Annotated in this window: 11 protein-coding genes; 7 read left to right on the plus strand and 4 right to left on the minus strand. The window is 40.8% G+C overall.

The window, feature by feature from the left end:
• Nucleotides 1–20: 20 nt before the first annotated feature.
• On the plus strand, nt 21–1970 hold the full coding sequence (locus RU86_RS02115; RefSeq protein ID WP_096813822.1) for a PTS fructose transporter subunit IIABC: 1950 nt from the start codon (nt 21–23) through the stop codon (nt 1968–1970).
• 67 nt (nt 1971–2037) lie between these two features.
• On the opposite strand, the gene RU86_RS02120 is transcribed toward RU86_RS02115, so the two are convergent.
• Entirely contained in the window at nt 2038–3435 is a 1398-nt protein-coding gene (locus tag RU86_RS02120; RefSeq protein WP_218839028.1) for an aspartate ammonia-lyase, read from the minus strand.
• Between the two features lie 211 nt (nt 3436–3646).
• Between RU86_RS02120 and RU86_RS02125 the strand changes: the two genes are divergently transcribed.
• Nucleotides 3647–4090, plus strand: a complete 444-nt coding sequence (locus tag RU86_RS02125) for an Lrp/AsnC family transcriptional regulator (protein ID WP_096813945.1) — start codon at nt 3647–3649, stop codon at nt 4088–4090.
• Nucleotides 4091–4291: 201 nt separating this feature from the next.
• A complete protein-coding gene (locus RU86_RS02130; RefSeq protein ID WP_096813825.1) occupies nt 4292–5227 on the plus strand; it encodes a D-2-hydroxyacid dehydrogenase in 936 nt (311 codons plus the stop codon).
• A gap of 112 nt (nt 5228–5339) precedes the next feature.
• Here RU86_RS02130 and lysS read toward each other — a convergent pair whose 3' ends face one another.
• Both lysS and RU86_RS02140 read right to left on the minus strand, forming a co-directional pair.
• Nucleotides 5340–6827 (minus strand): lysine--tRNA ligase, encoded by a 1488-nt coding sequence (gene lysS, locus RU86_RS02135; protein WP_096813826.1) that lies wholly within the window; start codon nt 6825–6827, stop codon nt 5340–5342.
• Between the two features lie 267 nt (nt 6828–7094).
• A complete protein-coding gene (locus RU86_RS02140; protein WP_096813827.1) occupies nt 7095–8030 on the minus strand; it encodes an alpha/beta hydrolase in 936 nt (311 codons plus the stop codon).
• A 161-nt stretch (nt 8031–8191) separates the two neighbouring features.
• Here RU86_RS02140 and RU86_RS02145 point away from each other — a divergent pair, with 161 nt between their 5' ends.
• Genes RU86_RS02145 through RU86_RS02155 form a run of 3 tightly spaced genes read left to right on the plus strand, consistent with a single transcriptional unit; the run spans nt 8192 to nt 12298 of the window.
• Nucleotides 8192–8668: a MarR family winged helix-turn-helix transcriptional regulator gene (locus tag RU86_RS02145; RefSeq protein ID WP_179296175.1), complete on the plus strand. Its 477-nt coding sequence runs from the start codon at nt 8192–8194 to the stop codon at nt 8666–8668.
• The gene (locus tag RU86_RS02150; RefSeq protein ID WP_096813829.1) at nt 8661–10433 is read left to right on the plus strand and encodes an ABC transporter ATP-binding protein; all 1773 of its coding nucleotides are present in this window, start codon (nt 8661–8663) and stop codon (nt 10431–10433) included. The genes RU86_RS02145 and RU86_RS02150 overlap by 8 nt, the downstream gene beginning before the upstream one ends.
• Nucleotides 10433–12298, plus strand: coding sequence for an ABC transporter ATP-binding protein (locus RU86_RS02155; RefSeq protein WP_096813830.1), 1866 nt, complete (start codon nt 10433–10435; stop codon nt 12296–12298). Before RU86_RS02150 ends, RU86_RS02155 begins: the two co-directional genes overlap by 1 nt.
• A gap of 83 nt (nt 12299–12381) precedes the next feature.
• On the opposite strand, the gene RU86_RS02160 is transcribed toward RU86_RS02155, so the two are convergent.
• Entirely contained in the window at nt 12382–13119 is a 738-nt protein-coding gene (locus RU86_RS02160) for an NADPH-dependent oxidoreductase (protein WP_096813831.1), read from the minus strand.
• 110 nt (nt 13120–13229) lie between these two features.
• Here RU86_RS02160 and RU86_RS02165 point away from each other — a divergent pair, with 110 nt between their 5' ends.
• Nucleotides 13230–13574, plus strand: coding sequence for a winged helix-turn-helix transcriptional regulator (locus RU86_RS02165; RefSeq protein ID WP_096813833.1), 345 nt, complete (start codon nt 13230–13232; stop codon nt 13572–13574).
• The last annotated feature ends 8 nt before the right edge of the window (nt 13575–13582 follow it).

Genomic DNA, 13582 nt, shown 5'->3' on the forward strand with positions numbered 1-13582 from the left:
ATATTTAGAAAGGTTTTCTTATGAAAATTCAGGATTTGTTACAAAGTAACGCGATGATTCTATCGCTCTCTGCAACTGATAAAGCAGGTGCAATTTCAGAAATGGTTCAAAAATTAGTCGATACAGGCTATGTGACTGATTTTGAGCAATTTAAAGCTGGTATTCTGGCTCGTGAAGCGCTCACGTCTACTGGACTTGGTGAAGGTATTGCGATGCCTCACAGCAAAAATACAGCTGTAAAAGAAGCCGTTGTCTTATTTGCTAAAAAAGAGGGTGGTCTTGATTATGAATCACTTGATGGTCAGCCAACAGATTTATTCTTTATGATTGCTGCTCCAGAAGGGGCTAATGATACGCATTTAGCAGCACTTGCTGAACTATCTAAGTATCTTATGAAAGACGGATTTGCGGATGCACTTCGTACGAAGACAACATCAGCAGATGTACTTGCGACATTTGATGCTGCCCAAGCAGATGCAGTAGAAGAAGTTAGCACACCAGTAAATGCTGATCAAGACTTTATCGTTGCCGTAACAGCATGTACAACAGGTATTGCCCATACTTATATGGCTGAAGAAGCACTTAAAAAACAAGCTAAAGAAATGGGTGTTAGCATCAAAGTTGAAACCAACGGGGCATCTGGTGTTGGTAACAGATTGACAGCTGATGACATCAAAAAAGCAAAAGGGGTTATCATCGCAGCTGATAAAGCGGTTGAGATGGAACGTTTTGACGGTAAACCATTGATTTCTAAACCAGTTGCAGCGGGTATTCGTGAGCCAGAAAACTTGATCAATCAAGCAGTATCTGGCAATTTACCACGTTATAAAGCAACAGGAGAAAGCACAGAAGACAGCTCAGAAGCTAAACTTAGTCTTGGTAAAGCTTTCTACAAACACTTGATGAGTGGTGTATCTAGTATGTTACCATTCGTTATCGGTGGTGGGATTGCAATTGCAATCGCATTCTTGATTGATAATGCCATGGGTGTACCAAAAGATCAATTAAGCCACTTAGGTAGCTACCATGAACTTGCTTCAACCTTCAAACAAATGGGTGGTGCAGCATTTGGCTTCATGCTACCAGTTCTTGCAGGTTATATCGCCTACTCTATTGCTGAAAAACCAGGTCTTGTAGCTGGTTTTGTAGCTGGTGCGATTGCGTCAAATGGCCTAGCTTTTGGTAAAATACCATTTGCTAGTGGCGGTGACAAAACATTGGCACTTGCTGGTGTTCCATCAGGTTTCCTAGGCGCGCTCGTAGGTGGTTTCCTTGCGGGTGGTGTGATTCTTGTCCTAAGAAAAATCTTTTCAAATGTGCCACGTTCACTTAACGGTATTATTTCCATCTTAATCTACCCAGTACTAGGTGTGTTGATAACTGGTTTCCTGATGTTGTTTGTCAATATTCCAATGGCAGCAATCAACAGTGGTCTTACTAACTTCCTGAACAGCCTTTCTGGTGCAAATGCAGTTGTGCTTGGTGCCATTCTTGGTGGTATGATGGCGATTGATATGGGTGGACCATTCAACAAAACAGCCTACGTATTTGGTACTGGTACACTTGCTGCAACTGTAGCAAGTGGTGGCTCTATCGTAATGGCATCTGTTATGGCAGGTGGTATGGTACCGCCTCTTGCAGTATTCGTTGCAACATTACTTTTCAAAAATAAATTCACTAAAGAAGAACAAAACTCTGGTTTAACAAATATTGTTATGGGACTTTCATTTATTACTGAGGGTGCGATTCCATTTGGTGCGGCTGACCCTGCTCGTGCGATTCCATCATTTGTTATCGGCTCTGCTGTAACAGGTGGTCTAGTTGGTGCCCTTGGTATCAAATTAATGGCACCTCACGGTGGTATCTTCGTAGTTGCTTTGACAAGTAACCCAATCATGTATTTAATTGCAATCGCAATTGGTGCAGTACTCTCAGGTGTTATCTTTGGTAGCTTACGTAAAGCTAAATAAGCTGATACCTTTCCAACAGTTTTTTATCACAGAAAGAACGTCTAGATTAGGCGTTCTTTTTGTCTACTTAGATAGCTAGTTTCTCGGGTTTCTTAATTAAGTAATCGATGCTCAGTAAGCCTTCCAATTGTGCAACGGGTAGGATTTGCTTTTTAAATGCTAATTCTCGCACAGAGCATTTTGCTAGACGTGCTTCTTTGATTAAGCTTGCAGCAGTGGCATAGGAAAGAAATGGTGCAAGCGCTGTGATCATGAGATCACTTGACATCACGCTCTCATAACACTGACTTTTATTAGCCTGTAAGTCTTGTATGGCATGCGTTGTCAAGGTACGAATCGCATTGGTTAATAAATCAATGGATGATAATATGTTTTGAAATAATATTGGCTCAAAAGCATTTAACTCAAGTTGTCCAGCTTCAATGGCAAAAGTTGCGGTAAGGTCATTGCCAATTACTTGAAAGGCGACTTGTGATACCATCTCCGGAATCACCGGATTAATTTTACCAGGCATAATAGACGAGCCAACTTGTTTGGCAGGCAACTGGATTTCAGATAAACCAGCTTGTGGGCCACTTGACATTAAGCGCAGATCATTTGCTAATTTTGAGATAGTCGTAGCGATACCTTTTAGTCGTCCAGATACTTGCATGAAACCATCTAAATTTTGTGTTGCGTCTATTAAGTTATCTGCTTGCCTCAGTGGTATGAAAAAATCTTGGTTGAGGATGGGCACGACATGATCCAGATAGTAATGAGATGCGTTCATGCTTGTTCCGATAGCAGTCCCGCCTAAGTTGACTGTTGTAAGTTCAGACCTAACTGAGATGATTCTGTGATATTCACGCGCAATCACCTGCTGGTAAGCACCAAAGGTATCACCCAATGACAGTGGTAATGCATCTTGTAGTTGTGTTCGACCAACCTTGATCACATCTTGAAATGCGACTGATTTTTGCTCAAGCGCTTTAGCTAGTTTATGAAGTTCGTTTTCTAGTGGGACTAGTGACTCTAGAATTGCCATTTTGCCTGCAGTCGGGAAGACGTCATTTGTTGATTGAGATTGATTGACATGATCATTAGGGTTGATGATTGCATAATTTCCGAGAGTTTCACCAAGTATCTCGAGTGACCGATTGGCAATCACTTCATTGACATTCATATTTGCTGAAGTCCCTGCACCACCTTGTATGGCATCTACGATGAATTGATCGGCAAACTTTCCAGAAATGATATCTTGACAAGCTTGAATCATAGCAGTTGCTTTATGGTCATCAAGTTCTTTACTCTGTTGATGGCTAATTGCCGCTGCTTTTTTTATTTTAGCCATATTTTTGATCAGCAAGGGGTGCATTTTTTGATGACTGATTTTAAAATTTTCGCTAGCTCTTTGCGTATGAATACCGTAGTAAGCATATACAGGAATGGCTCTTGTGCCTAGGCTATCTTTTTCAATTCTCGTCATAATTGTCTCCCTATCAGGTTTGGTTTATTTAGTTAATAGAGTAAAGCTTATCATACCAGCTAGTTTGTCACAATAGCTTAAGTGAAATGCTGACCTAAATGCGGTATATCGTATTTTTTGATTAAGAAAATAAAGTTATAGCTTGGATTATGATAGAATAGCTTTAGGTAATCAAGAAAAAATAAGCGAAAAATGGAAAGCGACGGGTGATATGGACGATATCGATATGACACTATTAAATACATTGCAAAAAGAGGGACGGGCGTCTTTAAAAAATCTTGCGGCGACCTGCTTTATTTCTTCTCCAGCAGTATCAGCTAGACTCCAGCGTTTAGAGAGAAAAGGGATTATACAGGGCTATCAAGGCATTTTAGACTATAAAAAAATGGGCTATCATATTAAGGCTTACGTGAGCTTAGAAGTCAAACCAACAGATAAACCAGCCTTTTATCCATTTATTGAGGCTTGTCCTAATGTATTGGCGTGTGACTGTGTTACAGGGCCGTATTCGATGTTACTAAAAGTTGTCTTTCCGAGCACAGATGAATTAGATGGCTTCATAGGGTTACTACAAAAGTTTGGTCAGACACAAACACAGATTGTCTTTTCAACTCCTGTTGCATCGCGTGGCTTGATTCAGGAGTTAGGCGAATAGCTCAGCGTTATTTGCTTACTTGATGCCATAATCAGGTTCATCCTCCCCCTGGATGTACCACGAATAGGATGTCACCCTGACAAGCATATGCAGTCAGAATATGGTAAACTATTGACAAGCTCATGCTAAAGTAGAGGTGATAGGCATGAGTCGTTAATGTCATTTGTTGCCTAAGCAGGCATAATTTGGAGGTAATTAAAGATGATTGCAATCATGCATGACTTATCAGAAAAAGAAAAAGCACATTATGAAGCCTTATTTTCAGCGTCGATCATCACAGTTGATAAGCAATTAATAGATACATATCCTGATATTGTCATATTGGTATCGAAGCCGGTTGTATCTGCTGAATTTTTAGCTCACTTTCCAAATTTAAAGCTAGTATTTACAGTTTCAGCCGGTGTAAATAAGATGCCGTTTGCTTATCTTGAGGCACACAACATTATTTTGGCAAATAGTAGTGGCTTACATGCCGAACATATGTCAGAGCATGCATTGGCTATGATGTTGGTCCATACACGTCAACTGACGCTTGCCATAAAAAATCAGGAGCAGCATCACTGGTCTCATGCTTCGGGTGTGTTTTCGAGCATTCAAGGGAAAAGCCTTTGTATTGTTGGCGCGGGTTCTATTGGTGATGCACTGGCTCGTAAGGCAACAGCTCTGGGTATGCGTGTCACAGGTGTGTCAAGAAGCGGTAAGGCAAATACACTATATGACAAGATATATCAAACAGGTGAGCTGACCACTGCTGTTGCAATGGCTGATATCGTTGTCTTATTAGTCCCATTAACGCCTGAGACACACCATCTCTTTAATGCGTCAGTTTTCTCAGCCATGAAAAAGCACAGTATGTTTATCAATATCTCACGTGGTGGGACAGTTGACGAGGCGGCACTTGTCACAGCATTGACGGATGGAACACTCGCATTTTGCGGGTTAGATGTATTTAGTCAAGAGCCTTTAGGGGAGGAGTCTGTATTTTGGGATATGCCAAATGTCTTGATCACCCCTCATACGGCTGGGGAAATCGATGATTACTTTGACCGTGCCATGCAGATTTTTAAAGATGTCTTGACAGATTTTAGAGCAGGGACTGCTGTTAAAAATCAAGTCGATTTAGCACAAGGTTATTAACAAATACAAATCAGATTAGCCGACGCAAACCTTGAGTCTGTCGCAAAAAAAGATACTATCCAATGTTTGGACAGTATCTTTTTTTATTAAGGTAGTGCGAGTAGCACAAGGCTTATTTCATCGTTGGGAATAATAAGACATCACGGATAGACTGTGCACCTGTTAGTAACATAACAAGGCGGTCGATACCAATCCCTAGACCACCAGTTGGCGGCATACCGTATTCAAGAGATTCGACAAAATCATAATCGATACCTGTTGCTTCGTCATCGCCATTTGCAGCATCGCTTGCTTGTTTTTCAAAACGTTCTAATTGGTCGATTGGATCATTTAGCTCAGTAAAGGCATTACCAAATTCACGACCTACGATGAAGAGTTCAAAGCGGTCAGTGAATCGGTCGTCTTCTGGGTTTTTCTTAGCAAGTGGTGAGATATCCACAGGATGACCAAAGATAAATGTTGGTTGGATCAATGCTTCTTCAACATATTTTTCGAAGAATTCATTGACGATATGACCCCAACGGAAATGTGGTTCTACTTTGATATGATGCGCTTCAGCGACTGCTTTGGCAGCCTCTAAATCGGCGATATCAAAGAAGTTAACACCTGTTTTTTCGTTGATTGCATCCACCATATGAACGCGTTTGAAGGCAGCGGATAGGTTGATTTCTTGGTCATCATAAGTGACAACATCTTTACCAACAGCAGCCTTAGCGACGTGTTGGATCAAGCCTTCAGTCAAGTTCATGACATCCATATAGTCTGTATAAGCTGTATAGACTTCAAGCATTGTAAATTCAGGATTGTGGGTTGTATCCATCCCTTCATTACGGAAAACACGGCCGATTTCATAGACTTTCTCCATGCCGCCAACGATCAAGCGTTTGAGATGGAGTTCTAAGGCAATACGGAGTGCCATATCGATATCTTGTGCATTATGATGGGTCATGAAGGGTCTTGCAGCAGCACCACCAGCTTCATTATGTAATACTGGTGTTTCGACTTCAAGATAATCATGGCTATCTAAATAGCGTCTGACTTCAGAAATGATTTTGCTACGTGACACGAAACGATCAAAGCTTTCACGATTAGAAATTAAATCGAGATAACGTTTGCGATATTTAGTTTCAGTGTCTGTTAAACCGTGATATTTTTCTGGTAGTGGGCGTAGTGCTTTAGATAAGAAAGTCAGTTTATCAGCTTTGATCGATAACTCACCCATATCTGTACGCATGACTTCACCTTCGATACCATAGAAATCACCAAGGTCGGCATGTTTAAAGATATCATAGGCTTCATCGCCAACGTTATCTTTACGAACATAAATTTGGACCTGTCCTTCACGGTCTTGGATATGTGCAAATGACACTTTACCCTTACCGCGTTTGGTCATAATCCGACCAGCAATTGTTGCACGTTCAGCAAGATCATGCAGGTCTTCTTTTGATTTATCTGCATAGGTGTCATTTAAAGTTGCAGAGTTTGCAGTGCGCTCAAAACGCTTACCAAATGGATCAAGTCCAGATTCGCGAATCGTTTCTAACTTCTCGCGTCTCACCAGCATTTGGTCATTTAATTCTACTGTATTATCGTCAGCCATTCTATCCTCATTTCAAAAGTTCATTGCTCTTATTTTACCATATTATAGTAGCTTTGTGTAGATAGTGCCGTCAAAATCATGCCTGGGACTTTACTCGTATTGCTTTGTGTAACCTTGGTTACCTATCTTCAAAAATGGGCATTTATAATGAGCGGGTTAATGAGCATACATGGAGGATGGGGAGATCACAAAAACTGGTAGGAGATTAAGTTGCGCCATATAAAAAAACTTACCGCTTTACAAGTGGCAAGTCTTTTCGTGTTATGCTTACTTAACTGGTTCATAGATTGCTAAAAACTCAGCAACTTTGGCATAGTAGCCAGCTTTATCAACTTTGAGTGCTTGGGCATGCTTGGCACCTTTTACAATCCAGCGCATCTTAGGGCCTTTAGTTGCTGCGTAATTCTCGTCTACCATGGCTGTGGGCACGAAATCATCCGCATCCCCATGAATAAATAGTGCAGGGAGTTTATTATGAGACAGTGCGACAACAGAACTTGCTTCTGGACTGCCATAAGTAAAGCCAGCTCTTAGTTTTGATATGGCAGATACTTCATATAAAATCGGGAAGGCTGGTAGGTTATACATATCTTTTGCCTGATAGCTTAATTCATCCCAGACAGAAGTATAGCCACAATCTTCAATAATCGCCTTGACATTTTTTGGCATATCTTTTCCAGAAGCCATCATAACAGTCGCTGCGCCCATAGAAACGCCGAAATAAGTAATCTCAGATTGAGGATTGCTTTTGACGAGTTTATCGGTCCATTTGATCAAATCACGACTATCTGTTACACCATAGCCGATTATTTTACCCTCAGACTCGCCATGTGCACGGTTATCCGGCATCAAAACATTATAGCCGAGTTTATGGAAGAGCATGCCGTAAGCAGACATTTCTTCTTCTTTCTTGGCATTAAAGCCATGCACAACGATGACGGTCTTATCCGTCTTGGTTTCAGCTGGGACATACCAAGATTTAAGCGTCAAGTCATCATTAGTCAAGGTTAAGGTCTTTTTCTCAAGCTTCAGGAAGTCCTTTTCATCTTGATAAAGCGGGGAAGACTTTGGGGTTTCCTTAACAGTAATAAAGGATTTTTTGCCTCGAACTTGGGCAACGTTGAAGAAGTAAAAGCTTGCACCGACTGAGCCGATAACTAGCACGATTAGGAGACAGAGTATCACTTTAAATAATGTTTTCATTTTTTAATTATATCAAAATATGACCGTATTACCAGCTAACTAGTACTAGAAATATCATTGGTGGTTTTGTATCTTAAATTTTTGACAAGTCAGCCAGTTCATCGTATAATTGTTATCATGCTAACAGTTATATAGCTAACATGATGAATAAAGGAGTTAAAATGAACACAGGAAACATCGGTACCGAGTTGCGAGAATTGAATATCTCTTTATTACGATATGTCGCAAAAAATAAAGCGAAAGACAAGGCCGATTGCGATGCTAATGATAATCAGGACCATCCAGGTAAGCTACATGGCTTACAAATTTGGGTGATAGATTATTTGATTAAACATCAAGGTGAAGATGTCTTTCAAAGAGATTTGGAAAAGGAATTCGTCATGAGACGCCCCACAGCAACAACCTTCATTAAGAAATTGGAGCAAGGCGGCTTAATCCGACGTGAAACAGTTGCCTACGATGCCAGACTTAAAAAGTTGATTTTGACTGATAAAGCGCTTGGCATGCAAGAGATGATGATGGAACGCAAAAAAATGTTTGAAACAGTTTTACGTGCAGATTTGTCGGAAGATGAAATTCGTCAGTTCGTTGCAACGATTCAAAAAATAAAAAGAAATTTAGGAGGCGAACATGTTTAAAATACTGAAAAAGCTCACTGGAAAAGAGCTTCGCTATGTTGGCATTAGCCTTATTTTTATCATCACACAGGTCTATTTGGACTTGAAATTACCTGATTATATGAGTAAGGTCACAAAATTAATCCAAGAAAAAGGCACGACTGTTTCTCAGATTTTTGATCAGGGGAAATGGATGGTGCTGTGCGCTTTAGGCTCGCTTGCAGCAGCAATCGTCGTCGGCTATTTTGCGGCTCGTGTTGCAGCAGGTCTGTCACGAACGCTTCGTCACGACGTCTACCATCAGGTATCTGAGTACTCGATGGCGGAGATCAATCAATTTTCAACAGCTAGTTTGATAACTCGCTCGACAAATGATATTACACAAGTGCAAATGTTTGTTGCCATGGGCTTACAGCTCATTATAAAAGCGCCAATTACAGCAGTATGGGCCATTTTTAAGATTGCAGATAAGTCTTGGGAATGGACGACAGCGCTAGGTGTTGCGGTACTATTTATCTTGGTTGCCATTAGTATTATCGTCACCCTTGCCATGCCAAGATTTAAGATTATCCAAAAGTTAACGGATAAATTGAACTCGGTTACCCGAGAAAATTTGACAGGGATTCATGTTGTACGTGCCTATAATGCAGAAGGCTATCAAACAGAAAAATTTGAACGTGCGAATGCGGATATCACATCAACAAATTTATTTATTCAACGCGTCATGGCCTTCATGATGCCCATGATGTCGATGGTTTCATCAGGCCTTTCAGTTGCTGTTTATCTGATTGGTGCGACGATCATCAAAAATGCAGCGATTGGTACACCAGGGAATTCTCCACGGATTAATTTATTTTCTGATATGGTCGTCTTTACGTCTTATGGGATGCAAGTCGTGATGGCCTTCATGATGCTGACGATGATTTTCATCATGATGCCACGTGCTAATGTGTCTGCTGGCCGGATTAATGAGGTGATCGATACAGACTCATCTATCAAAAACGGTACGAAAGATGGCGATGCTGCAACAGAAGTTGGGACAGTTGAGTTTAAGAACGTCTACTTCCAATATGCAGATGCTTCTGAACATGTCATCGAAGGCATATCTTTTAAGGCAAATAAAGGGGAAACTGTCGCCTTTATCGGCTCTACAGGCTCTGGTAAATCCACATTAATTAATCTTATTCCGCGTTACTATGATGTCACAGCAGGTCAAGTATTGGTTGATGGTGTCAATGTTAAGGACTATACGGAAAATGCCCTACATAATAAAATGGGCTTTATCCCGCAAAAACCAGTCATGTTTAATGGGACGATTCGATCAAACTTGGCATTTGGGACAAATGCAGGTGGTGACTTAACGGATGATGCCCTTATGTCAGCAGTCCGTCTTGCACAAGCAGAAGAATTTGTCACAAAAAATGAAAAGGGCTTGGATGCTGAAATTTCACAAGGTGGGCTCAACCTTTCTGGTGGTCAAAAACAACGCCTTGCAATTGCGCGTGCCTTAGCACGTCGACCAGAGATTCTGGTATTTGATGATAGTTTCTCAGCACTGGATTATAAGACTGACCGTGTTTTACGGGATACCTTGAACCGCGAAACTGCAGAGACGACAAAATTAATTGTCGCACAGCGTATTGGGACGATTATTGATGCAGATCAAATTATTGTGTTGGACAAAGGTAAGGTAGTTGGTCATGGGACACATACTGAACTGTTAGCAAGCAATCCAGTCTACCAAGAAATTGCTTATTCACAACTATCTAAGGAGGAGTTAGCCTAATGAGTACTGAAACACAGACGTCTAGACGGCCTGCGGGTCGTGGATTTGGTCCCGGACGCGGTCTTGGTCGCGGTGGCGAAAAACCTAAGAATATCAAAAAAGCATTATCTGATTTATTGAAATATGTTAAGCCATGGTATGGTGGTATTTTGGTTGCGGCGATTGCAGCATGTGGTGGTGCTTATCTGACCATCATAGGTCCGGATAGATTGTCAGAAATAACCAATAAAATCATCAGTGGCCTACAAGCCAGTTTTATTCCTAAAGGCCATCCAGGTCATGGTGATATCGACTTGGATAAAATCATGTCGATTGGGATGTTACTGATTGCTTTTTATGTCGGATCTGCTATTTTGAGTTATAGTCAAGGCTTCATCATGGCAACAGTCACGCAGCGTGCCTCTAAGAAGTTACGCCAGGATATTTCAACAAAGATCAACAAACTACCGCTGCGTTATTTTGATGGTCATCCTTATGGGGATACCTTATCACGTGTGACCAACGATGTCGATGCCATTAGCCAAGCGCTTAACCAATCAGTTGGTAGTTTAGTCTCAGCGCTTACCCTATTCTTTGGCTCAATCATCATGATGTTTAAAACAAATATCCAGATGAGCTTGACTGCCATCGCAACAACAGCCATCGGATTTGGCCTTATGATATTAATCATGAGTAAATCTCAAAAATTCTTTAATGCCCAACAAAGTGGGCTGGGAGAAGTCAATGGCTTTGTTGAGGAAATTTTCTCAGGCCATAATATGGTTAAGGTATCAAATGCTGACAAAGAAAAACAAGATGAATTTGATGCCATTAATGAACGCTTATACAACTCTGTCTGGAAATCACAGTTTCTATCAGGTTTGATGATGCCAATCATGCAATTTATCGGTAACTTTGGCTATGCTGCGGTCTGTTTAGTAGGTGCTGTATTAGCGATCGATGGTAAAATCGAATTTGGCGTTATCGTTGCCTTCATGATTTATATTCGTCTCTTCACACAACCGCTGACGCAAATTGCCCAAGCAGTGACGTCTTTGCAATCTGCAGGTGCAGCCTCTGAACGTATTTTTGCCTTCTTAGCAGAAGATGAACTAGCCGATGAAACAGGCAAAGCAACAGTATTACCTAATCCTAAGGGAGCTGTCGAATTTCAAAATGTTCACTTTGGCTATAATGAAGATCGCGTCATCATTAACGACTTTTCAGCTAAGGCTGAACCGGGTCAAAAAATCGCCATCGTAGGCCCTACTGGAGCTGGTAAATCTACCATGGTTAACCTGCTCATGAGATTCTATGACACGACTTCTGGACAAATCATCATCGACGGTACGCCAATTAAAGAGATTACGCGTGAAGCTGTTCATGATCAATTTTCGATGGTCTTACAAGATACGTGGTTATTTGAAGGTACAGTTAAAGAGAATTTGATCTACAACCAAGCGAATGTCAGCGATAAACAAGTCGTTGATGCTGCCAAAGCAGTTGGTATTGATCACTTCATTAATACCCTACCAAACGGCTATGATTCCATGTTGAAAGACGCGGATGAGTTATCTGTTGGGGAACGTCAACTCTTAACGATTGCGCGTGCTCTCTTAAAAGATGCACCGATGTTAATTTTGGATGAAGCGACTTCTTCAGTGGATACGCGGACAGAAGAGCTCATTCAAAAAGCGATGGATAAGTTAATGGAAGGTCGAACAAGTTTTGTTATCGCCCATAGACTGTCTACCATCAAGAATGCCGATTTAATTTTGGTAATGAAAGATGGGGATATCATCGAAAGTGGTGACCACAAAGCCTTGCTTGCCCAAGATGGCTTTTATGCTGATCTATATAATTCACAATTTGAGCGTGTTGCTTAAACTTAAAACCCCTAAATTAGCCAGATAGCTAACTTAGGGGTTTTATGATTTGTGATCAGTTGAAACTAAGCTAGCAGCGGTAATCAAGTCAAACTAAAGCCTTGTTTCTTTAGAAAATCAGCGATCTCAGGACGTCTAATCGTTTGAAAAAATGCAATATTTTGTTGTGACCAAGAACTCGTCTTTTGATTTGTCTCTCTGTCAGCATAATAGGCTTTGCTTAAGTCGTCATACTCACTTAGGTCAGCAAATTGTGCTGTTGGATAGCTGTTCTCGCTAACTTGGTTTTTAGCTAGCAATCTAGGCTTAACCTTATTTTTGCTATTTGGTATGCCGATTGTTAAGCCAAATAAGGGGAGTGTGTACTTAGGTAGGTTTAGGAGGTCGGCTACTTTTTCGACATCATTGCGAATACCGCCGATATAGCAGATACCCAAATCCATTGCTTCAGCTGCAACAACCATATTTTGGGCGGCGATTGTGGTATCGACGATGCTAACGAGCAAAGATTCCATATTTGATAGACCATCTAACGATCTGCCCTGTTTAGTGAGTAAGGTTGATTGGCGATATAAATCAGCTACAAATACGTAAAATGCGCCTGTTTGTTTGACGTAGGTTGCACTCTCAGTAATATCAGCTAACTGCGTTCTAAGTGTCATATCTGTGATCTCTATGATTGAAAATGATTGTACAAAATGAGAAGATGAGGCGCTACGCGCTGCGAGACTTAGTTGTGCTTTGATTTCAGCTGATAATGGGATATCCTTGAAATCTCTGACAGAAACGTGTTCTGTTAAATTGGGTATGCTATGTGTCATGATATATTCCTCCTATATAATGGTGTAATCTTAGTATAAAGTTATTGTATAATAGATGCAATACTGTTTAAAAAGATACTACCCCCGTGGCATAAAAAATAAGGAGAAGCATGAGAAAAACATACCAACACATGATTAAGTGTCACTGTGATGCAGCTAATACCCTCGCCATAATCGGTGGCAAATGGAAGTTGCTACTGCTCAATCATCTTTTGGAAGGTGAAAGAGGGTTTAATGAGTTAAGCCGCTTATTAAAGGGGATTACACCGCATACCTTAAGCAAGGATTTAAAAGAGTTGATTGAAGATGGGCTAGTTGTCAAAACAATCCTACAAGAGATGCCACCAAAAACAAGTTATGCCCTAACGGATAAAGGAAGAGAATTAGACCTCATTCTGAGAGAAATTAAAAAGTTTGGTCATAAATATCCGATTCAGCTGGCTAAGGAAGATTAGCCACAGTA

It is taken from the genome of Pseudolactococcus piscium, assembly GCF_002441695.1.
GTDB classification, from domain to species: Bacteria; Bacillota; Bacilli; order Lactobacillales; family Streptococcaceae; genus Pseudolactococcus; species Pseudolactococcus piscium.